This window comes from Granulicella aggregans, from assembly GCF_025685565.1.
GTDB lineage: Bacteria > Acidobacteriota > Terriglobia > Terriglobales > Acidobacteriaceae > Edaphobacter > Edaphobacter aggregans_B.
Window position 1 is genome coordinate 114,702 of the sequence record NZ_JAGSYE010000004.1, and the last position, 23,233, is coordinate 137,934.

At 58.8% G+C, this 23,233-nt stretch carries 13 protein-coding genes and 1 pseudogene; 4 read left to right on the plus strand and 10 right to left on the minus strand.

The features are described from left to right. Positions 1-51 precede the first annotated feature (51 nt). Entirely contained in the window at positions 52-2,346 is a 2,295-nt protein-coding gene (locus OHL18_RS20110; RefSeq protein ID WP_263376670.1) for a hypothetical protein, read from the minus strand. A 432-nt stretch (positions 2,347-2,778) separates the two neighbouring features. On the opposite strand from OHL18_RS20110, the gene OHL18_RS20115 reads away from it, so the two are divergent. Then, the gene (locus tag OHL18_RS20115; RefSeq protein WP_263376671.1) at positions 2,779-6,396 is read left to right on the plus strand and encodes a carboxypeptidase regulatory-like domain-containing protein; all 3,618 of its coding nucleotides are present in this window, start codon (positions 2,779-2,781) and stop codon (positions 6,394-6,396) included. A gap of 114 nt (positions 6,397-6,510) precedes the next feature. On the opposite strand, the gene OHL18_RS20120 is transcribed toward OHL18_RS20115, so the two are convergent. Next, the gene (locus OHL18_RS20120; RefSeq protein WP_263376672.1) at positions 6,511-7,290 is read right to left on the minus strand and encodes a GntR family transcriptional regulator; all 780 of its coding nucleotides are present in this window, start codon (positions 7,288-7,290) and stop codon (positions 6,511-6,513) included. A gap of 153 nt (positions 7,291-7,443) precedes the next feature. Here OHL18_RS20120 and OHL18_RS20125 point away from each other — a divergent pair, with 153 nt between their 5' ends. After that, positions 7,444-8,322, plus strand: coding sequence for a dihydrodipicolinate synthase family protein (locus OHL18_RS20125; protein WP_263376673.1), 879 nt, complete (start codon positions 7,444-7,446; stop codon positions 8,320-8,322). Between the two features lie 40 nt (positions 8,323-8,362). Here OHL18_RS20125 and OHL18_RS20130 read toward each other — a convergent pair whose 3' ends face one another. From OHL18_RS20130 to OHL18_RS20135, 3 genes and pseudogenes are all read right to left on the minus strand, one after another. Then, positions 8,363-9,598 (minus strand): MFS transporter, encoded by a 1,236-nt coding sequence (locus OHL18_RS20130; protein ID WP_263376674.1) that lies wholly within the window; start codon positions 9,596-9,598, stop codon positions 8,363-8,365. A gap of 120 nt (positions 9,599-9,718) precedes the next feature. Further along, a pseudogene (locus OHL18_RS23360) lies at positions 9,719-9,862 on the minus strand (TPR end-of-group domain-containing protein); the annotation flags it as partial. 367 nt (positions 9,863-10,229) lie between these two features. Beyond that, positions 10,230-10,916, minus strand: coding sequence for a tetratricopeptide repeat protein (locus tag OHL18_RS20135; protein ID WP_263376675.1), 687 nt, complete (start codon positions 10,914-10,916; stop codon positions 10,230-10,232). A gap of 267 nt (positions 10,917-11,183) precedes the next feature. Between OHL18_RS20135 and OHL18_RS20140 the strand changes: the two genes are divergently transcribed. After that, positions 11,184-13,370: a glycoside hydrolase family 31 protein gene (locus tag OHL18_RS20140; RefSeq protein WP_396274949.1), complete on the plus strand. Its 2,187-nt coding sequence runs from the start codon at positions 11,184-11,186 to the stop codon at positions 13,368-13,370. A gap of 635 nt (positions 13,371-14,005) precedes the next feature. Here OHL18_RS20140 and OHL18_RS20145 read toward each other — a convergent pair. The 5 genes from OHL18_RS20145 to OHL18_RS20165 all read right to left on the minus strand — a co-directional run bounded on the left by OHL18_RS20145 (position 14,006) and on the right by OHL18_RS20165 (position 20,766). Beyond that, a complete protein-coding gene (locus OHL18_RS20145; RefSeq protein WP_263376676.1) occupies positions 14,006-15,457 on the minus strand; it encodes a TonB-dependent receptor in 1,452 nt (483 codons plus the stop codon). A gap of 134 nt (positions 15,458-15,591) precedes the next feature. Then, a complete protein-coding gene (locus tag OHL18_RS20150; RefSeq protein ID WP_263376677.1) occupies positions 15,592-16,062 on the minus strand; it encodes a hypothetical protein in 471 nt (156 codons plus the stop codon). 32 nt (positions 16,063-16,094) lie between these two features. Next, positions 16,095-16,895, minus strand: a complete 801-nt coding sequence (eutC, locus tag OHL18_RS20155) for an ethanolamine ammonia-lyase subunit EutC (protein ID WP_263376678.1) — start codon at positions 16,893-16,895, stop codon at positions 16,095-16,097. Further along, positions 16,888-18,204, minus strand: a complete 1,317-nt coding sequence (pncB, locus tag OHL18_RS20160; protein ID WP_263376679.1) for a nicotinate phosphoribosyltransferase — start codon at positions 18,202-18,204, stop codon at positions 16,888-16,890. Before pncB ends, eutC begins: the two co-directional genes overlap by 8 nt. 45 nt (positions 18,205-18,249) lie before the next feature. Then, positions 18,250-20,766, minus strand: coding sequence for a glycoside hydrolase family 31 protein (locus OHL18_RS20165; protein ID WP_263376680.1), 2,517 nt, complete (start codon positions 20,764-20,766; stop codon positions 18,250-18,252). A 184-nt stretch (positions 20,767-20,950) separates the two neighbouring features. On the opposite strand from OHL18_RS20165, the gene OHL18_RS20170 reads away from it, so the two are divergent. Continuing rightward, positions 20,951-23,212 (plus strand): TonB-dependent receptor, encoded by a 2,262-nt coding sequence (locus OHL18_RS20170; RefSeq protein ID WP_263376681.1) that lies wholly within the window; start codon positions 20,951-20,953, stop codon positions 23,210-23,212. The last annotated feature ends 21 nt before the right edge of the window (positions 23,213-23,233 follow it).

A 23,233-nucleotide genomic window follows, 5' to 3' on the forward strand; every position in this document is an offset into this window, starting at 1 on the left:
GGTCGCCGGAGACTAGCGTACTAAAAGTTGCGAAGACTTCCTCTTCGGCAACTACTGCTCCAGTAGCCAAACCTCGGCTACCTGTCTTCCGCGCCCACTGCCGCCGCTGCCATCAGGACCGATCCAGCTGAGGCTCAACTTGCCGTCGGCGACTGCTCGCTCTGGGATTGAAAACTCAACCGTCTCAGGGTTGGACTTGCGAAGGCGGGCAGGATGGATCTCCACGCTGCCATTTGCGACAAGGCGGAGCGGCAAGGCATAGTCTTCACCTGCATAAGTGACGCGCAGCAGATAGGAGCGGCGCGGGTCGAGACCGTTGTACTTCAGCTCGAGCCGCGTCTCATAGAGCGTCTCCGCATAATCGAGCCATGAGAGCCGCCAGCCGTCGGCTAGCGTGCGGTCGGCTATCCCGTCGATAGCGGTCTCATACATCTCTGGATCGCTTTGCCAGACCGCACCGCGCACCAGGTGTGGCTCCGCCGCAGGATCGCCGAGATCGTCGTAGATCGCTCTTGGCGAGGGCTCGCTCCAGTGTGCGATGCGATGCAAAGCCGCGGTGCGAGCCGTCTCCCCCGGAAGCTTCAATGCTTCATCCATCGCATGGTTCAGCCACGCCGACTCAATCAGCGGCGTATCGACGCGGTCGAGATTGGCACCGCGCTCCCAGTTCGATGCACCATAGAGCTTCACGCTGAGTTGAATGCCTATGTTGTGGAACAGCAGTCCCGCCAGCGTAAACAGCCGGTCGTGTTCGCTCTGTTCCATCGCATCAGGAGCGCTGCCGTCGAGCATCTTGCGCGCAACAGCAACTCGGCCGGCACTCGGTCCGGTGTTCGCATCCAAAGCAGCAAGTGCCTCGGCCTCGCTTTTGCGTTCGCGGCGGAGTTTGCGCTGCAGATAGTCGTCGTAGATCCCGCGATAGAGCAGCATCTCCCATGCACCGTTGCCTTCGGTCTGAATTGGCGTTGATTCTCGTTGAAGGGTCTCAAGCGTTTGCACTGTTCGAGGTATTTGAGGGTTCATCTCCAGAGGTCCCAGCCAATTATCTTCAAGTCCCTTTATGGCGTTGACCGCAAGCTGCCGCTGGATTCCGTCGCGATGGAGGAAGAAACTGGCGTACTCGCTCAGGATCGTGTCCACGGGTGTCTTCGAGGACCATCCAAGCTGGCTCCAGACAATCTTGTTTACGTCGTCGTTCACCCCTTCGGAGTAGGTGACGAAGCCGCTGTGAAGCGATTCGAAGTGGTGATAGATGGAATCGAAAGCGGCCGGTCGCGGGCAGACCGGCTCCCGTCCTTCGGTGAGCGCGAAGATCGGGTCCCACTGTGGGACGGGAAACTGTGCGTGCATCGTATGCGCAATGTCGGGATAAAACTGCATCGCGTACCGAGTGGGGATGCGCTTGCGCTGGGTAAAGAAGCTGTCACGCGACTGCGGACCAAAGAAGACTCCGGTAAGCCACTGAGGACGAGCATCAAGTAACTTGTAAAACTCTTCGTATCGGTCGCGATCAAATCCCTGCGCCGAGACCCAGATCTTTGCTCCAGGGTGGTACCGGTGCAGCACCTCCGCCTCGCGAGCCAGCAGCGGGAACAGCACTTCCGGCGGAGTGTGGCCGGGGTCGCCCCCTGGAACATAAAGCGCATCGAGCCGGGGCATCGCGCGGACAAGCGCTTCGAAGTCCTTTAGCTCAGCTTCAACAGCCGCTGGGTCCGTGTAGTTCTTACGTATCTCCGGATAGTAGAGGTCGCAGTCCAAGCCATACTTCGCAAGGATCTTTGAGATGCCAAGCAGGGTATCGAGCGCCGGCGCAGGGAACAGCGGGCTGGTTGGCTGATCGTCCGAGACTGGAGCGATCAGCTGGATCGTATTCGTTCCGAAGATCGCCAGATCGCGAATGCCTTGCTCGAACTGCGCCAAGGTCCAGGCGTCATAGGTGTTGTTCTTTAACCTGTAGCCGATCTGGTGCCCGCGGACGGGCTTTTCGGGCGCTTCGAAGACCAGAAGATGGGGCGGAACCTCAGCGCCAGTCTCGTTGAAGCGGATGTGTCGTAGCAGCCAGCCCGCCCCGAAAAGTTCGCCACGGTCGTCGTTGCCCGCGACAACGGTCAGTCGTCCGGGGAATGTGATGATGCTGAACCCTTCGGCGTGCTCGGTCGGGTGCAGCGATTTGAGCTCCCGATGCCATTTTGCAGCGAGATTCGCAGGCAGCAAGGAGGGAACCGCAGCTCGATTTGCAAGGACAACAGTCTCCGTCTCGCCATTGCTTGAGGCAAATGGCCCGGTTTCGATCTCAGCGGCTCTCCCTCCGATCGTGCGCCGGGCAGCTTCCTCGACGAGCATCATAGTCGCCGCTCTCTCCTGAGAAGTCTGGTTCCGCGAGACCACCACGCGAAATGGCGCGCTTGACGCGAACGCCAGCGGCACGCCGAAGAAAAGCACAGTCGTGAACAGCGCTCCGAGATGAAACTGAAGGCGAACACTGCGGTCAGGCGAGGCGCATGCCTGATTGTTTCTTCGTAATATGCTCATTTTGTTGCGACGATAGCACAGGATCGATTCATTCTGCATAGCCTATCCTAAAAATATGTCGACAAAAAATATGTAATTGTCGACAGATTTTGCTTGCATCTCGCTCCTTCGTGCCTTAGTTTTACAAAAACGTTCACCCGCGCTATTTCTACTCAGCAAATTGTCCACAATCTGCTCAATAGTCCAAAAACTCTTGAGCGATGGATGGTTGCAGGTGCGTGGAGCGAAGACGAATGAGGAGGCAACATGCGCAATTTGGTACTCAAGCTGAGCCTGGTGGTAGTTCTTGTCCTATACGCTGGCTTCTCCGCCATTGGCCAGACCATCACCGGCGATATCGTTGGCACGGTCACGGACCCCAGCGGAGCCGTAGTGGCAGGTGCAAAGGTTACGGCCACCAACGTTGCGACGAATGTTGCCACATCGGCCACAACGAATCAGGATGGCGTCTACAGCATCCGCTTTCTGCAGATCGGCACGTACAAGGTCTCGGTGACGTCGAAGGGCTTTACCACGCTGGAGACCACTCCGTTCCTGCTTGAGGTTGCCCAGGTTGCTAAGGTGGATGCAAAGCTGAAGCTGGGTAGCGAGGCGAGTGTCCAGGTGAACTCGCAACTGGCACCCATCCTGAACACGGAGAACGGCACGATCAGCACCAACATTCCCGCTACGCTGATCAACGATCTGCCGGTAAACGGCCACAGTTTCATGGAGCTTGCGCAGTTTGCGCCGGGTGTCTCGGTCGGCGACCAGAACCAGTGGAACGGCGCTACAGGCAGCCCAAACAACTCCGGCGAGCGTCCTCAGAGCTTTGCCACCTTGCCGAACATCAACGGCAACCGCACCTACAACAACAACTACTACATCGACGGCATCGAGAACACGGACAGCGGCGCAGATTTGGGGAACGGCTTCGGCGAGCCTATCTACGATCCGGACCCGGATTCGCTGGAGTCGGTAAATATCTTTACCAGTTCCGCTCCGGCCGAGTTCGGGAACGCGACGGGCGGTCAGATTGTGTCAGTGCTGAAGAGCGGAACGAACCAGTTCCACGGCAGTGCGTCAGGCTACCTGCAGAACTATCTGATGGACGCGAATACCTTCGGCAACAAGCGCAACTACAACGTCATCAGTGCGACCAGTACCACGCCTGGCACCATCACGCCGCGAAGCCCTTACACGCAGACGATCTACTCCGGCACGTTTGGCGGACCTGTTGTGATTCCGAAGCTCTTCAATGGAAAGAACAAACTCTTCTTCTTTGCGGACTATCAGGGCTACTTCAAGCCAAGCGGATCGATTAGCCAGACGAACGTGGCGCTGAATGCGTGGCGTGGAAACACGACGAGCAACGACCCTAACGATCCCAGTGTCTCGCCGCTGGCCGGCTATGCATACTTCGGCAGTGCGTTGGGTAAACAGCTCTACGATTCGCAGAACGGTTTCGCCCCCTTCAACCAGACGATCAACGGAACGACCTATCAGAACCTGGTGCCGATCAAGAACCCGGTGGCGACGTACCTGTTTGCGCACCCCAACCTATATCCGCTTGCCAACACGCCGATCACCGGCCTGATCCAGAACGGATACACGGGCACGGTCAAGTCGCTGACGGAGAACAACCAGTTCGACGTGAAAATGGACTACTCGCCGACGGACAACGATCGCATATCCGGCAGCTTCTCCTACAGCAACGCGCACGACGGTCAGTCGCAGTTTCTGACTCCTGTCTCGTTTCCGACGCTCAGCTACTTTCCCTACAAGGCGCTTCGGCTCAACTACGTCCATACTTTCTCTGCTTCTGTCGTGAACGAGTTCCGCATTGGGTTGACGAGGAATCACTACAACCAGCTGCCCGCGACGAACGCTTCATTTGGTGCCAACGGCGACGGCGTAGTCGGTATCAACTTCCCGAACCAGACCGCGCTCGGTTTCACCCAGCAGGGTTTTAGCGTCAACGGGGCGCAGGGCATCAACTCGTTCGGCACAAGCTCCGCGTTCAATACCGGGGTCGACAACACCTTCCAGTACGAAGACAACCTCACGATCCTTCGCGGACACCATACCATCAAGGCTGGCGCGCAGCTGATCCGCTACCAGAACAACTACTTCCCCGGTGCCAACTACGGCGGCGCTTTGGGAACTCAGAGCTATACAGGGCTGTTTACCGGTGATCCCGCAGCGGGCAGCGCTACGGGTTATGACTTCGCAGACTTCGTGCTGGGTTACGTGAGCAGTTTGACCGTATCGCAGTCGATCGGCGACGTGGGTGAGCGAGAGTACCGCTCTGCCGTCTTCGCGCAGGACGACTGGAAGATCACGCCGACCTTGACGCTGAACCTGGGTCTGCGCTACCAGTACACGCAGCCCGTTTATGAGGTGAACAATAAAATATCGAACATCAATCTTGCAACGGGCGCGATTGTCCTCGCTGGACAGGACGGCAATAGCCGCTCTCTGTACAGTCCGGTCCACAATGAGTTCAATCCCCGGCTGGGCTTCGCCTGGCAGGAACGTCCGCGTCTGGTGATTCGCGGAGGCCTGGGGATCACGACGTTTATGGACTTCAACGCTCTGAGCCACACCGGCAACTTTCCATTCACGGCGAAGGTCGCTGAGTCGGCGGTGAATCCCACGACGACCTCCGGTGGCACACCGTTTTTTACCGCAAATGGATTTCCTACGGCGACCGGCACCAACACGAACTATACAGCGTGGACGAACCTGAAGCCGCAGTTCGAGACGCAGTACGACCTCGTCAGCGAATATGAGTTGAGCAACACGTCGTCTTTGACGCTCGCCTATGTGGGCAACTTTGCCAACCGGCTGTTGGACGTCCGCAACCCGAATCAGTGGACGTTGATCGGTACACCTTCAAGCGCTCCTTATTTCAGCACGCTGGGCAAGGGTTCGGTAAATCTCTATGAGTCGGAGGGCGCTTCGAACTTCAACGCGGCCGAGGTCAGCTACAGGCAGCGTCCGACGCAGGGGCTGGAGCTGATCGTCAACTACACCTACTCGAAGAACCTCGCCGACACGACGGGGCCTATCGCGATCAACGATATCTCGGGGACGACGACCTTGCCTGAGGACAGTTACGACCTTCATCGGGAGTACGGCCCGGTGGGTTCGGACCAGCGCCACCAGTTTAACGGCATCGCCAACTACGCGTTACCGTTTGGCAGTGGCAAACGCTTCTTCTCCGGGGCGAACCGTGCGGTCGATGAGGCGATCGGTGGTTGGAAAGTCTCGGCCAGCTCGGTGCTTCTCGGCGGATTCCCGCTGGCCATTCGCGCCGGAAGCACAGGGAACATCCTGGGCGGCGGTGGGTACATTCGGGCCCACCAGTACCGCAAGATGAAGATCGTCGGCCGGAAGTATGGCTATATCGTGGGCAACGGGCCCAATTCAGCGGGAGTTGTGGGTAACTATCTGCAGAGCTTCCCGAACAATGAGGTTCTGGCGGGAGCGTTCGGCACTGACCCGAGCGCGACCCACTCGAACTATATTGGGGCGGGCACCTGCAACAACTCTGCGCTGCAGCAGGACGACGGTTCCTGCGCCTACGGCATTCCGTTCGTCCTGACGGAGGCAACCGGTCAGGCGCCGAACTTCAACGATACGGTACGGATCGGGACGGAACGCGCTCCCGCCTTCCGGGGAGTGGACGGGACGCTCTCAAAGGACTTCCGGGTCTACGAGACGAACACGCTGCAGTTCCGCTGCAACGCCTACAATCTGGGCAACATCACCAGCTATAACAACCCGAACGTGATCATCAATGGCAGCAACAACTGGGGCATCGTGCAGAGCACACGGTCGCAGCAGAGGACGCTTGAACTTCAGTTGACGTACAAGTTCTAGTGCCTTCAATTAGGCCGGGGTCGTGCGCTCGCCAATTCCTATACGGATGAGACATGACCCCGGTTGTTCCTGCGCCGGATGAACCGAAGTATCTTGTCCCGATTTAGTTCGGCGCTACGTGGCCGCGAACTCGATCGGGTAGTTGCGCAGGGCGTTCTCCCGCTTCCAGAAGTCGAACTCTTCGAGGCGCTCCTTCAGGCTGGTGTGAATATGTGCCGAAAGATAGCTCACAGCATCGTCCGCCCGGCCCTCCGCGACCGCCTGAACGATCGAGAGATGCTGCCGGTGGATCTCTTCGAGTTTCTCGACCTCATGGCCCGACCGCCGCATGGCGAAGATCCGGACCAGCAGTCGCGTGTCGACGACGATCCGCTGCATCCGCACGTTCTGCGCCGAGAGAACCAGCATCGAGTGAAACTTCATGTCCAGGTTGGAATATCTGGTCGTCTGCTCCTCGTTCAATGCCCGTTCGCCGCTCATCCGCAAATGATCCAGCATCGCCTGCAGCTCACCCAGGCACTCCTGCAGTTGCGCGTAACTCCTCGCCGGAAGACCGCGTTGCGCCACCTTGTGCACGGCATAAATCTCCAGCGCCTCACGCACCTCGTAGAGGTCAATGATGTCTTCTCGTTTAAGATCTACCACCACAGCGCTCCGGTTGGGTGCCTGCTCCAGCAGGCCGTCGGCGATCAGTTGCGCGATCGCCTCCCGCACCGGAGATCGGCTCGTCCCCAGGTCACGCGACAACTGCAACTCAGAGATCACCTGGCCGCCTGGAAGCTCGCCCCGACTGACCTGTTCATGAACGTGGTTATAGATTCTTTGCTTCGCCGGCACGGCGTTCGTCTCTGCCGTTCTCTTTTTGGAAACCCTCTTGATTGTCACTGGCGTCATCCCAACCTGCTCCATACTCGTAACGTGCTCCGCATCAGCACCTCTAATCGATAAAACTGTCGACAATTCGTCGTCAAAACGATCATAACAAGCGCAATTCTGGAGGTCCCCATCCATTCTGCCCATCCCAGTCAACGCCCACTCGTCACGGGAGTGTTCGCAGCCATGACGGTTCCTCGTACCAACGACGGAGTCGTGGAGATTGCTGCCTTCGCGCATCACATGGAGTTTCTCCTGCGCTGCGGTATCACCGGCTTCGCACTCAACGGCGCAACCGGAGAGTACTGCCTCACCTCGCCTCAAGAGCTTGGGGAGATGCTGCGCAAGGCCCGGGAACTCGGCGGCGCCGACGTCACGCTTCTGAGTGGTATCGGCGGCGCCGGTTTTCATCAGGTCTCCCGACTGCTCGAAACCGCTCAGGCGTCCGGTGCCGACGGGCTTCTCCTGCCCATGCCTCACTTCTTCCCTTACGGACAAGGCGATCTCGACACCTTTGTTCGCGAAGTCGCACAGCACGCATCCTTACCTGTGCTGCTCTACGATCTGCCAGGCTTCACAACGCCGCTTAATTCTGAGACCGTTCTTCGCCTCGTCCAGGAGCTCCCACAAATTATCGGTCTTAAGGACAGCAGCGGATCGCTGCTCACGTTGCATCGCCTGAAGGCGAGCGTTCCGGGAGCGAACTGCGTGGTCGGCAACGACTCCGCGCTCTTCGGAGCTCTTTCGGAGTCAGTCTGCGATGGCGTCGTCTCCGGAGTCGCCTGCGTCCTGCCCGAACTCATGCAGGCCTTCTATCGCGAAGCGAGGACCGCACCCCATAGTGACAACGCCCTAGCTCTGAAGGGGCATCTCGATCGATTCATCGAATGGCTTGGACAATTCCCGGTTCCCTGGGGTCTGAAGATCATCGCCGAGGAACGCCGGCTCAGCGCGGCGGACTTTCCCTTTCCTTTGTCGCCGGAAAGCACAAGGGCCCGTTCGCAGTTCATCGAATGGTTCCGTGCCAGCAAACCCGATCTGATGATCGAATAACTAACGCAAAGCCAGGTGCCCTATCCAGCGCCCCAATCTCTTAGGCGGTTGGCGCGATGGATGAAGCCCCTGACCTGTACGAAACGTTCCGTGCCGGCCATAGCATCGGCACGGCGAGAACAAGATAAATCATGGAGGTTGCGCTCAAGCACGCGCTGAAACCGAATAGCTTCGCACCGGCTGCCGCGGCGATTGGAGCGGCACCGGCGCCAAGCCATCCGATCGAGTTCATCAGTCCCGCCGCCACTCCTCGCCGCGAAACCGGGACAACGTCGTACAGCGACGCCCAGATGTTGGAGTCGTAGATCCCCTTGCATAGCCCGAAGCCGATCATTGCAGCCAGCAGCGTTCGCATCGTCGGTGCGCGTCCGAGCAGGAACAGACAAGGCACGCCGATCACCAGGCCGCAGCCCTGCACCTGTCGCCGCGTCCACCGGCTGGATAGCACGACGCGGTCGGCGGCAAAGCCGCCCAGCAGCACGCCTGCAATCGATGCGAGCTGCAGCGAGAGCACACTGTTCAAGCCAGCGCTGGCGAGCCCCATGTGGAACTTATCGCGAAGAAAGGTCGGCAGCCATACCATGAAAACCACCGCGACAAAGTTCGCTCCGGCAAAGACACCGGTCAGCAGCAGCACCTTGCGGTTCGTCAGCACCTCGCGGATGCTGGTCCAGAGGTCCGCCGGCTGTCCCGTCTCGGAGACGGTAAGCAGGGCTGCCCGCGGCTCGCGAAGCGTGAAGGAGAGAACCGCGGCGAGTGCCACGCCGAGAAGGCCGAAGAGAAGGAAGCCCTGCCGCCATCCTGCTTGTTCCGCGACGATCGCGGAGAGAGCGCCTCCCGCAACTGTGCCCACATACACCGCCGACTGGTGGATTGCCATCGCCCGCGAACGCGTCTCCGCGCCATGGTAGCGGGCGATCAAAGTCATCGCGGCGGGAAAGTAAAAGGCCTCGCCCAAACCGCCCAGGGCGCGGACCGCGGTGAGGATGTGGTAACCATCGGTGAACGCGGTGAGTGCGGTCATTGCGGACCAGAACGCGAGCGCGCTCAGCACTAACCGCTTCCCGGAGACACGGTCGGCAAGCCACCCGGCCGCCGGCCCGAACGCCGCATACATCCACATGAAACTTCCAGCGATCACGCCCAGTTGGACGTCCGTCAAATGAAACTCCACCTTGATCAACGGAAAGACGGAGTAGATCGATTGACGGTCCGCGTAGTTCAACAAGCAGACGGTCCAGAGCATGGCTACGACCAGCCAAGGGTAGATCCGCACCCTGACCTCACGCTCTCCTGCTCTGAACTGGTGCCTGGGTTCGTTTTGCGATAGAGGCATGTTGTGCCTAAATTCTATATAAGCGTCGCTAAAGGCCTCGACCGACGGATTGACCGGCCCCTAAAGTGGCAGGCCAACCTGCCGGAGCAGAGATTGAAAGCGCGGATCGGGGTGCAGGGGATCGAGAAGAGGATCGATCTTGAGATAGGTGAGGGATATGTCGTTCGCCTGGCAGGCTTTCTCCAACCACTCGAACGCCTTATCGTTTTCTTGAGACCTGCATAGACCAGCGCAATCTCATATCGGCCTGCGCCAGTGGTCTCTACATATTCTTCTAGCCTCGCAATCGAAGTGTGAGCTTCGGTCTGGGCACCCATCCGGGCATAGGCAGTGCCCACATGCCCTATGACATAGACGGGATTGTCACCCAGCTTTTGGAATTGCTGAATCGCTTGACCGTACATATCTTCTTGGATATGAACAAGGACTGATGTATTCATGATTTCGCTGCCGGCATGTAACGCGACGGCATGATTGATCTCGTCGAGCGCCTGATTATATTGGTATGCGATATAAAAGTCGTAGCCGGCAACGGCACGGGGATGGGGCGAAACAGGGTCGAGTTCGATGGTCAGCTCGGTCTCAGCAATCGCTCTGAAATCCTACCCAGGCGTAACAGACATTCGGAATAGGCCTCGTGGGCGACAGCTAGACTGGTGTCCAGTTGAACGGCACGAAAGAACTCTCTGCCTTGAACATCCCAATTCCACCCCTGACTCATCGCAACATAGCCAAGCTCAATATGGGCTTGAGGAAGAGACTCATCGAGTTCAAGAGCTTTGCGCGCCTCGGCATACTGCTGCGCGAAGCCCTCCGAGCGAGGCATCAGGCCGCTGCTCCCTGGCCATCCAAAGCATTGGGCCAAGGCGGCGTGCGCCGGCGCGTAGTTGGGATCGGATAGAACTGCCTTCTTGATACAGGTGAAGGCGGTCTTTTGGTCACCTGCGAAGAAACGCTCCTTGCCCCGCAGGTAGAGGTCTTCTGTCTCAGGATTTACCGGGCGGACGCGCGTGAGGTCGGCCTTTTCCTCGTGGCTTAGTTGGACGCGGATCTGCTTGGCGATGTCCCGTGTCACCTCGCTCTGCAGTTCCAAAACACCGGTCATATCCTCTATGAATAGCGGGCTTGAACCGGAGAAGAATAAAATAACCCTCTTTGGCAATCCTTGAAGCAGTTGTATCGACTGCACCGCAGGCAGCAACGCAGGTGTTATTACTGGAGAGGCATCGCGAGCAGCTCCGAGACAGTTGCAGTTCAAAGCTCTCATCAACTTCTAGGGGGCGAAGGGCGCGTTGCCGCAGGGCGCGCCCTCCGTCTTCTCTCTCTTAACTTGATACGCTTCAGCCAACTACCAAAGGATCTCGTGAATCATTTCAGGGTCTTTCTTTCGATTGCATTTTCTTCAGCCGCTCTGCATTCAAGTGCCTGCGCTGCCCAGATGCCCGGCCAATCGCTCCCTGTCCAGCCCCAGGTCCAAGCCACCGCATCGGGCACTGGACTGGAAGCGACAATCGGCGAGGAGACGATGAGAGTGACGGTCTGCTCGCCCTCATTGATTCATATTGTCACCCGACCCCATGGCGGCAACGCCCAGCATCCGCAACCCTGGCTTCTGCCGGCGGAGCAATCTTGCAAGGGCGCCCCTTTTGAATTCTCCCAGGACGAGAAGACATTCTCGGTGAAGACTGCCAAGCTGACCGCGACCCTCAGCAAAGAGCGAGGGAATCTGAGCTTCCTCACTGCCGACGGGAAGCCGCTTACGAACGAAGGCGATGCAGTTCCGCGAACTTACAAGGCCGAGACGCTGAATGGCGAGCAGACCTATCACATCGTCGATCGTTTCCGGCCAGACAACTCGGAGGCCTTTTACGGCCTCGGTCAGCACCAATCGGGCATGTTCAACTACCGCGGTGCAACGGTTGAGATTGGCCAGAACAACACCGACATTGCGATCCCTTTTCTCGTCTCTTCGAAGGGCTATGGGATTCTTTGGAATACCGCATCCTTCACCTATGTCGACAACCGGTTTCCATTGGAACTATCCTTCGACTCTCTCGCGGGGCAGGGTATCGACTACTTCATCGTCTACGGTCCCGAGATGGACGACATCATCCATGAGTACCGCAATCTGACGGGCCATGCTCCGATGTTGCCACGCTGGTCTTATGGGTTCATTCAATCCAAGGACCGCTATAAGTCGCTCGATGAGATCAACGGAATCGCCAGCCGCTACCGCAGCGAGCACATCCCGATGGACACCGTGGTCCAGGACTGGTTCTGGTGGAAGACCGAAGGTGATCCCTATTTCAACGAAAACTATCATGATGTGCCGGCTGACTTAGCGAAGCTGCACGACAACCATGTTCACACCATGATCTCTACCTGGGGCTTGATCGATCCTGCAGCGGAGACCTACAAGAAGCTCGACGCAAAGGGACTCTTCGTTCCTCATGCGAACGTCTACGACGCTTCCAGCCCTGAGGCTCGCGCGGTCTATTGGAACTCCCTTACCGTGAAACTCTTCAAGCAGGGATGGGACTCGTTCTGGCTGGACAGCGCGGAGCCGGAAGAGTTCTGGCCACACATGGGAGATTCCATTCTGCGGGACAGGAAGATCGCCATTGGCAACGGGGCCGAGTACACGAACATTTATCCCCTTGTTCATAACGAAGGCATCCAACAGCACTGGCGCGAAACCACCGACCAGAAGCGCGTCTTCCTGCTTACCCGTTCTGCATTTCTGGGCTCGCAGCGCGTGGGGGGGACGGTTTGGTCGGGCGATGTTTACAGCAGCTACTGGGGCCTGCGTCACCAGATCGCGGGTGGTTTGAACTACGCGCTAACCGGGCTGCCTTACTGGACGACTGACATCGGCGGCTATTGGCCGGGAGAGTTCGACGGCAAGACCACTAGCCCGGAGTATCAGGAACTCTATCTCCGCTGGTTCCAGTTCGGTACCTTCTGCCCTGTCTTCCGCTCGCACGGGCATCGCCCTAACAACGAGATATGGACTTACCCAATGGTCGAGCCATCTCTCATCGCCTTCGACAAGCTGCGTTACCGCATGATGCCGTATATCTATTCGCTCGGCTGGAAGGTTTCGCATGACGACTACACGATCCAACGCCCGCTGGTCATGGACTTCCGCAACGACGCAATCACGCACGACATCGCAGACCAGTTCATGTTTGGGCCCGCTGTGATGGTGAATCCGGTAACTGAGGCAGGTGCCATCGAGCGGCGTGTCTATTTCCCGAAGGACAGCCTCTGGTATGACTTCTGGACCGGCGAAAAGATCCAAGGAGGCAAATATATCCAGGCACCGGCGCCACTTGAGCGCCTGCCGCTCTACGTGCGAGCAGGTTCGATCCTGCCGCTTGGTCCTGATGAAGAGTATGCCGATGAGAAGCCAAATGGCCCGCTCGAACTAAGAATCTATCCTGGAGCGAACGGGACCTTCACCCTTTATAACGACGAAGGCAACAACTATAACTACGAGAAAGGTGAGTTTTCCACGATTCGCGTCACCTGGTCCGAAGCGGATCGCACCGTGACGATTGGTGCCCGTACAGGGCGCTACCCCGGAATGCCGAAGACGATCTCTCTACATCTCTTCCTTGCGAGCGCAGGCAAAGGCTTCGCTGCCTCATCGGAACGGGAAGGCAAGTCCGTGCAATATGATGGCTCGGAGCTGAAGATCAAACTGGATTAATGAGAGTCGAAGTCGTAGGAGCAACGTGCCTTGGGGAACCGTATCCTGATGGTCTCCCAAATTCTGCGGCATCTGGTCTTCCGCCTGCTGTCGGCAGGTGAAAGACCTCTCGGCTCTTGTGAAGCAGATAGAACAACCGATCGACATGGTACATCCGGATGCTGAACTCGATAAGTTGAAAGAGGTTACTGCCATACCTGGAGTAGCGCGTGTGCGGGATGAAGCTCTCTATGCGATTAGCGGGCATATCGAGGCGGACAAGGTGTTAGACACGCCGATCAAGATTCGATCCAGACGACGCCACAGCCGTAAAGCTGCGCGGCCTCGCGCTTTCCCGGCTTGGGTGTGCTGCGGGAAGAGTTAAAGTTGCTCGCAAAAAGATGCAATTGCCACAGACGCAACAGACTGACCACACCCAGTAATTGAGGTTTCCAAATGAAGACATACTTTGCTCAAACAACTCAACGAAAGTTCGAGTTGCCAATACGGTGCGTTCTCTTTCTGTTCGTGCTCGTATCGGTTGTGGGGCAAGGGGCCAACGGGCAATGGGCACCGATAATATTTGATTCAACTGCAGCTTCTCGGCGATCTGCCGAAGGCACTGCGGCCGAGTGGCGCGCGTCGCCGGCCTCTTGTCATCTCTGCTTGCCCGCGAACGGACGCAATCGGACGAAGATCGACACGCCAACGGGATGAGATCCGTAGATCGACTGCAGCACCTCCGGAACGCCGTATGTCGTCACTTGTGTCCCCAGCGCTGTTCTCACGTGGGGCAGTAGATCGATGTCCCTGTCATAGCCAAAGGTGTAGGCGGCAACGTGGCCAATCGGTCCCTCCTGAAATCCAGCAGGCAGAGGGTTCGCCCCGTTCACCAACTCGTTCGAACGGCCCGCATTCTCCATTCGCGTCCACGCATAGTTGCGCGTCTTGAAGCGAACCAGCGACTCGAGCAGATAGCTGTTCTCCTTTGAGTCATCGGCTAGTGACCGCGTTCTACCCCACAGCAAGGTGTTCGACCAGTTGCCTTCGTGGAAGGGCCGGTTGTACATCGCGGAGGCGGTCGTCCGGGCCTGGTCTTCGTTTGGGAACAGCTGCTCCGGGCTCTTTAGGCGAGCGTAGGAGACCTGCCCGCTCCAATTCTGCGCGGGTTGCAGCGTAAGCCGCGTCGACCAGGAGTCGATCTTTCCCTGATCGATGTTCCAGCGAAACTCATCCGGTTCGCGACCGTGGAAGCCACCCACCTCGATCCGCGCAATGCCATGCGTCACTCCGACCGTGACGACATCGCTGGCGATGTGGGTCGAATCTTCCTGGTGATGCCCAAGGCTGCCAACGGGATCTTCCGAAGCAGAAGCGCGATGTGGATACGCCGTCGGCCCAATCGCGGGATCGCCGATGGGCGCCGCGTAGAACGAGAGCAGCGTCTTCTCACCAAGCTTCACGTCGTACAGCGCGCCAAGCTCCATAAAGAAGTCGTGAGGATGCTGGCCGTCCGCGATGGGCTTGCCGAACGCGGTCTCGCCTTGCTGAAAGAGCAGCGGATACTGCCGTTGCGAGATCGTCGCCGGCTCAAGGCTGAACATGGCGCGCAGTGTGAGCTGTCCCGGACCGAGGCGTCGTTCCGCCATGGGCATGAACCAGTTCGTCGAGTAGAACTTATCCGCGCCACGCGGCCCGCTCTGCTGCGTATCCGTGATGAAGACGTTGGCGTGGAACATCAGCATCCACGAGCCCTTCATGGTCATCAGCATCGGCGTTGCGGTGGAGTTTGGTTCGGCGCTGGTACCTGAAGAGGCGTGGTGCATGATCTGCTGAATGAATCTGTGCGGATGCATGTTCTGCATCATCTCATCCATGCCGGGGTTCATCTTCATCCCCGGCATCGCGGCGCTACTATCCTGCGACGGATGAGGGCACATGCTCATCCCCGGCATGTCTTCGACGCAGGGCTTGGGTGCCGTCTGCGGACTGATCTTTGGCGGATACATCTGCATTCCCTGCATGGAGTCCGAAGGCTTGGCGTCCTGTGCACTAATTGACAGGCAAGAGAAGAAGGCGGCGATCGTTGCGGCACAGATTTGTTTCATCAAAGAAGTCCCTGCTTCACATAGGGATATGCGAAGTTGCTCTGCTGCTCATCCTGGCTATCGAAGAGTGTGGCGCTGTTGTACGCTGTTGTACGGAGCGCTACTCTGCGAACGTTGAACGGTTGCAGGCTGGACTAGACGCGGAGAGTGACAAGCAGGAGATTGACCGGCGGCAGAAGAGGCGGCGCATTGGAGCTCGCCGCGATGCGATGGGCAGCGACCGGGACCTGTGAGGGCAACGGCCCAACGACGACCCACTGTACTGCCTTAACGGTCTCGCTGCGTGAGATGGAGTTCAACGTTGCAGGTGACGCAAGATGCGTGCAACGTCCGCCATCACGGCCTTCGGCGCGAATGGAAGGTGCCGCGACCTTCGACGCGTGGGCACTCTTCATACCAGAGCAATGCATCGCTGGCATACCAGCCATCGCCTCATCCCCTGATGAAGACTGAGCAGAGACCGTAGCGGCGCCGTGACATTGGATCTTTCCACCCAGATTGCACGCCAGCTCACACACCGCACTTTGCGTGCCCGCGCCCAGAACCAGAAAGGCCAGCAGCAGAGTGAGCACGGAATGGAGACGCGAACGCATCTTCTTAAGCATAGCCGAAGACACCTCCCGGAAGCGACCTTCGCTCAGGATCCGCTCTCAGAATCGCTGAGCATCAACTGTTCTGAGGGATCCTTCAACGCTGTTCCAGTCAAACGGAGGAGGCCTGCTTCTTTGGCGAAGAACGCGATGCGTTGCGCGGCTGCCTGCGGAGACAGACCTTCTGTGCGGATGTTTGAGATGCAGTTGCGTTCGGCGTTTGTGCGGCCGATCCGCGGCTCCCATGTGATGTAGGCACCAAGCGAGTCTGCCGCAGACAAGCCCGGCCGTTCCCCGATCAGCACCACCGTAAGCTGCGCTCCCAAGGCCTCGCCAATCTCGTCGCCGAGGGCGACACGCGCCTGCTCCGCGATCACGATCCGCGTTAGCTCCCACTCGGGTTGCACCAACGGCAATAGGGAATCAATCACTGCGATGGCGTTCCGGTCGGTTGCCAGCGCCGAGAGTCCGTCCGCGACGATGATCGTAAGCCGAGGCTTAGCGTTGTCGCCGCGCTCTGATTGAAGCGCCGCCTTGGCCGAAGTGCTTAAGGTTCGGCCAAGGTCTGGTCGCCTGAGGTACGTCGCGCGATCAGGAGCCGCGCTCTTCACCGCGACCGCCTCCAGTCCACGCGCCCGAAGCTCGTTGAGCAGCGTTGGCAAGCTCAGATGCGCGTGTACCGCGTCGCGGGCCTGCGCATGGTCGCGGGCGAAGGCGAGCGTGTCATGTGTGGTGATGCTGTTGCCCGTTCGTGCCAGCGCTACCCGGGCGGGCGTCAATGCGCGCAGATCACCTTCAATGAGAGTGGCATCGCCCTTCGTCGCCAGCGCCGCGCGGTTGTCAGACAAGGATTGCCGATCCATCCTTCGCCTCACTTCCGAAGACCCTGCGATACCGCGCGATCTCCTCCGGCGGCCCCGTCGCCTTGCGAAGATTGTCGGAGAGCTTCACGGCCGGCCGCCCCTCCACTGACTTCAGCTTACAGACGAGGCTGATCGGTTCCAGCGCATCGTCGCCGCGCGGATGACAGCCGCGGAAGTCGTTCGTCAATAGCGTGCCCCAGCCTGCGCTGAACCGGATGCGCTCGTTGAAGTAGGCGTGAAGCTCGAGAATCTGTTCGACATCCAAACCATCGGAGGCGATGAAGCGCTTCTTCCTTGCGTCCCTGCCATGCTTCGTTAGCCACGCAATATACTCATCGCCAGCAATCAGCGGGTCTTTGCTGTCGCAACGTTGTCCGGTCCAATCCGCGACCCAGTCGGGTGCACCTTCGAGAAACTGCGTGGTGCCAAAGGTGTCGGGCAGCATCACCAGAAGTTCGCCGCCGTAACTCTGTTGCCATAGCTCGAGCACTCGATACTGCGAGGCGTGCACCTCCGCATCGTCGTTCGCCAACGCGGCCAGTGCCATCGGCAATTCGTGCGCGTTGGTGCCGATCGCTTCGAGGTCGTGCTTGTACGCGAGATGCGTATTCGACGACCCCGTGAAGCTGGCTCCAAGCGAGGTGCGCAGAGCGACGACGACGTACTCCTGCCACAAAAAAGAGTGACGGCGTCGCGTTCCAAACTCCGAGAGCCGCACCCCCGGCACGGTACGAAGGCGCTCAATCTTATCCCATAGCTTCGTCTTCGCTCGCGCATACAGCACATCAAGTTCAAGTTCAGAGAGCACAGCAAGCGCCGACCGGGTCCGCATCTCGCTCACTAGAGCCAGAGCATAGATCTCCCACATCGTCACCTCGGACCACAGGCCGGAGAATCGGAGCATCAACTGTCCCTCCTGCTCGCCGTTGAGCGGAAGGATCTCATAGTCAGATAGTTTGAACCCATGTTCGAGCCAGTCCAGAAACGCGGGCTCGAAGATGCTTCTTGTTCCGTAGAAGGTGTTGCCTGCCAGCCATATCAACTCCGATTTGCGGAAGCGTAGACCGCGCACATACTCCATCTGCTGCCGCAGCAGGTCAATAGGAATATGCTCGGCCAGCTTGACGGTCAGCGTCCGGTTGAAGACTTCTGAGGTGACATGCGCCTGCGGAAAGTTCTTCCAGATGAACTGCAGCATCAGCAGTTTGTAGAAGTCGGTGTCGAGCAGCGACCTTACGATGGGGTCGAGCTTCCAGTTGTGGTTATGCGCGCGCTCCGCGAAGTTAACCTGCATGCGTGGATTGTCTCGTGTTTCGGTCGTTAGCGAAAGTTTCGTCCGTTAGCGAATGACTACCTCGGTGGCTGTGGTTGAGGCCGGCACGATGATGCTCGGCGATGTCTTTGCGGGTTCAAGCGATACACTTTTTCCGTTGATTGTCGCGCTGTGCTGGGTTGCAACAAGTCCATAGACCTCGACACGTAACTGCGTCCACCACGGCGTGAAGCTACCGGTCGGCGCGTCCAGGCGCACGATCACCGAACCGTTGCTCTCTTCTGTGCAGGAGAAGTGCTGGCGGAAGAACTTGCCCTCGCGATACGCAAAGCTAGTCCCATCGTCCTGATAGATCGAACCCTCGCACGTTCCTCCCGCCATGTTCGGGTATACCCGTAGCGTCAGCGGCCCGTCGGGCTTTTCCATCGTGCTCTGTGTTAGCGGAGCGATGGGGATAATCGATCCACCCCGCACATACACAGGCAACTCTTCGAGCTTCGGTGTGACACAGATAGGTTTGTTGAGCAGCGCCGCATCGCGCTGCTCGAGATCGCGCGCTGCGACTCGAGCGATCTTGGCAAGCCGCTCGCCGGTCCAGTAGTCATACCACTGACCCGGCGGAAGATGAACCTCGTAGGGCGCTACTTCTTCCGGCGACGGAGACGCTGCGACGAGGATGCGATCACCGAAGAGGAACTCACCCGTAGCGTCGTTGTCCAGCGGATGGCCATCGGTCGTCGCATCAGGAAACTCGAGGAAGAGCGGTCGCATGATCGGCAGCCCGGTGCGCGAAGTCTCTTCAGCCGCGGTGTAGAGATAAGGCATCAGCCGATAACGCTCCTCGATGAAGTGCTTGCGAATCGCCTCCTGCTCCGGCCCATCCACCCAGACCTCGTGGTCTCGCGTGCCCTTCGCCGAATGGTCGCGATCGATAGGCTGGAACGCGCCAATCTCGATCCACTTCGTCAAGAGATCGGGAGGTGGAGAGCCAGCGAAGCCGCCCACGTCCGCACCAGTCATAGCAAATCCGCTGAGGCCTAGGTTCTCGATCTGAGGCACCGTCTGCCGGAGATGGTTCCAGGTCGCGCTGTTGTCGCCGGTCCACGTTGCCGCGTAGCGCTGGCCGCCAGCGTAGGAGGCGCGGGTCAACACGAACGGCCTTACATCTGGTTGCAGCTTCAACAGTCCCTCGTAGGTGCCGCGCGAGTTCTCCATGCCGAAGACATTGTGGATCTCAAGGTGCGTTGCTGTGCGCTTGGCGAAGCCCGGTTCATCGATCCGGTGCCGGATATTGTCCGGCATTGTCTTGGTTGGAACCTCAAAGACCGCGGGTTCATTCATGTCATTCCAGAAGCCCGCAACGCCTTCATCCGTGAATCCCTTGTATAGGGTGCCCCACCACTCGCGGGTAAGCTTCTGCGTAAAGTCAGGAAAGACCGCCGGTCCTGGCCACACGATTCCCGAGTAGACCGTTCCATCGGGATTCTTTACAAAGTGATCGCCCTCCATGCCGCTATCGAACGGGGCGTAGCCTGCGTTCGGTAGGTTGGCGATATGCAGGTCGGTGATGACGATCAGGTGGAAGTGGTTCTTCGTAAGATCAGAGACCATCTCTTTGAAGCGCGGAAACGCCTTGGTGTCGACGGTGAACGGCCGGTTCTTCTCCTGGAAGTCGATGTCGAGATACAGCGCGTCGCTGGGGATCTTATCCGCGCGCAGCCGGTTCGCCGTCGTCATCAACCTTGTCTCCGTCTCGTAGCTGTATCGCGATTGCTGAAAGCCCAGCGACCAGAGCGGCGGCAGCGGAGTAGTTCCCGTCAGCCATGCATACGTTTCAACAACCCTCTTCGGTTCTGGACCATTGAAGAAGTAGTAAGTCATTGGGCCGTCAGTCGCGCCAAAGGTGTACTCGTTCGGATCGCTGCGGCCAAAGTCGAAGTTCGTCCGAAAAGTGTTGTCGAGCAGCAGCCCTGTCGCGTGCCCAGCGCGGAAGTTGATGAAGAAGGGAATGCTCTTGTAGATCGGGTCGGTCGACTCCTGCCATCCGAACATATCCGTGTTCCACATGGTGAACGCCTCACCCGCGCGATCAAGAGGCCCGGGCTTGTCGCCAAGGCCGAAGAAGTGGTCGTCCTGATGTTTCTGCTTCGCTACCGTGAAGCCATGCTTGTGCCACTCAATCGGCGCTGCATCGTCCTGGAGGATGTTGCCCGCAAGATCACTGATGGTGATCCTCATATCTACGGAGATGCTGACCTGCAACGAGTTTGTGCGGAAGCCGACAGCGCGATCCGGGCTGTTCGGCCCGGCAACGACCTTTACCGACGCAGAAAGCGCCGACGGGACGACCGCCCAGGACGCCTTCTCTGGAAACTGGCCTCGCACATGGCTGGCGGTCACGCGCAGCACATCGTCGCGCAGCGCGGTCACCATGAGGGTGTTTCCGCCATGCGAGACCATCAAGCCATCGGACAGCACCGAGACCGCGGCGGGCTCCGCAATGTTGCCCGCGGAGGCACGAAGCGGAACTTCGGACCCAAAGGGAAGGAGGACGATGGCAAGAAGGGCGAATCGGCATTTCATCCGAACATGAGACCTCAAACGATCAACTCTTAGCAAGCCTCTTATGCGACGCAACAATGAATGACAGAAGGACATCCGGTTGACAGGCTATACAAGTAGCGCAGATACACTGATACAGATCATGCATTGCCTGGCCGCTGATCTCGCACAAGCACTTCGCAACCTATAGGGAGAGGTCCTGAAGATGAGTCGCCGCTGGTTCCTGCCTATCGTGGCTGCGTCATTGCTCTTCCTCTGCGCTACATCGCGGAGCAGTGCACAGACACCGCATGAGATTCACGGGCAGGTGGTCGATGCGACAGGCACACCTGTGGCTGGAGCCATAATTCTGCTGGGTGGTGTCGAGCAAGCGAAGACTGATGCCGAGGGAAGGTTTGCTGTTACACCCCTGCCCTCGAATGTGCCACTCATGGTTGTCTTCGGCGGCCTTCATGCGAGCGCCACTGCGCCGTTCGGCACCGACCTCCATCTTGTCCTTCTTCCAGCGACCGTCGAACAAAGCGCCACGGTCACAGCGACGCGATCCTCAGTCGAGATGGGCATCGTCGCGGCAACCGTTGAGACCTTGTCTTCCGCCAAGTTGACCGAGTACCCGGCGCTGACGCTCGATGAGCGCCTGCGCCAGCACGCCGGCTTCGAACTCTTCCGGCGCTCCAGCAGTTGGGTTGCGAACCCGACCAGCGAAGGCATCTCGCTTCGTGGACTCGGCTCGACTGCGGCCAGCCGCACACTTGTCCTCTCGGACCTGGTTCCCTTGAATGACGGCTTCGGCGGATGGATCCACTGGAACGAGCAGCCCCCGGAGTCGATCGACGCGGTCACGCTCGCTAGTGGCGGAGGCTCTGATCTCTACGGATCGAGCGCGGTCGGCGGCGTCATCGATATTGTTCCCTCTCAGCCCGGCCCATTGCTGGCTTCGGTGGATATAGCCGGAGCCTCTGAAGACACGACGAACTACAGCGGACGGACCGATCTGCGCCATGGGCCTACAAGCGCAATGATTGCGGGGCAGGGCTTTCGCACGGCTGGCTACACCATCGTTGCACCCGCGATCCGCGGCAAGGTGGATGTGCCCTCAAACGTCCACTATCAAAATGGCCGAGTTGACCTGGCACGCACTTTGCCGAAGGAAGGCCGCGCGTGGCTGAACGGCAATCTTCTCAATGAGGATCACGGCAACGGCACGCCCATCCAGACCAACGGCACACGCCTTTGGCGTTACATCGCAGGCGATAACTGGAAGGCCGGCTCCCACATTGACGGCAGAGTGAGAGGCTACGGCAGCGATGAAGGCTATCGACAAAGCTTTTCTTCCATCAATGCCATACGCTCAACGGAGAACCTCACACGCTTGCAGCGGGTGCGGACGCAGGAGTTCGGTGTCTCAACCGACGCCGCATACCACTTTGAGCACGTTGCGCTGATCGCGGGTGGCGATCTTCGCGATTTGCGGGCGACTGACTTCGAGACGCCTTACTCCGCTGGTTCTCCCACCGGCATTCAGGACACCTCGGCGAGGCAGCGGTTTTACGGTGGATTCGGCGAGATCGTCGCGGAACGACACGGTTGGTCGGGCGCTCTCTCGCTGCGCGGCGATGAGGCCGAGAACCTCGATACCAACGCCATCGTGCAGAGCGCAGCAAAGGCTCCGACGCTCACCCATACGCCGGACCGTCATGAAGCCGTGCTTAGCCCACGACTGGGAATCTCGAAGCAGCTTCCGGCCAGCTTCGAGCTTCACGCCTCCGCCTTTCGTGCCTTCCGCACGCCGACGATGAACGAACTTTACCGCACCGGCCAGGTCGGTCAGCAGACGACGCTTGCGAACTCGGAGCTGCTCTCAGAGAGGGCAACGGGTGTCGAAGGCGGTGTCCATTGGACGTCGCCGCGAAAACTTGCAGCGCTGCAGGCGACGTACTTCTGGACGGAGATCAACCGGCCAGTATCGACCGTCTTTCAGAGCGGCACAGCGACCTCTACAACCCTGCTTAGAGAAAACCTCGGCCAGATCCAGAGCCAGGGCGCGGCACTTGGCGCTCAGTTTCAGCCGGGCCACGGCCTGTCTCTGGACTTCGGCTATCAGTACGCCCACGCGGTCGTCACGGCGTTTCAAGCGCAGCAGTCGCTGGTAGGGTTATGGATTCCTCAGGTTCCACGCCATACTGCCACGGGTCAGCTCCGCTACCAGCGCGGACCACGCAGCTTCACCCTTGCGGCACGCCAGAGCGGTCGTGCTTTCGACGATAGTGCCAACACGTTCGAGCTGCACACCTTCTTTGTGCTCGACGCTTACGCAGAGTACAGAGTGCACACACACGTCAGCGCCTATCTATCCTTCCAGAATCTGCTGAATCGCAGCATCGAAACCGCGCGAACTCCCAACCTCACGTTGGGCACACCATTCCTCGCGCAGGGCGGGGTGCGATTGAACTGGGGCCGCAACTAAGCACCCAGTTCAACCGGACTT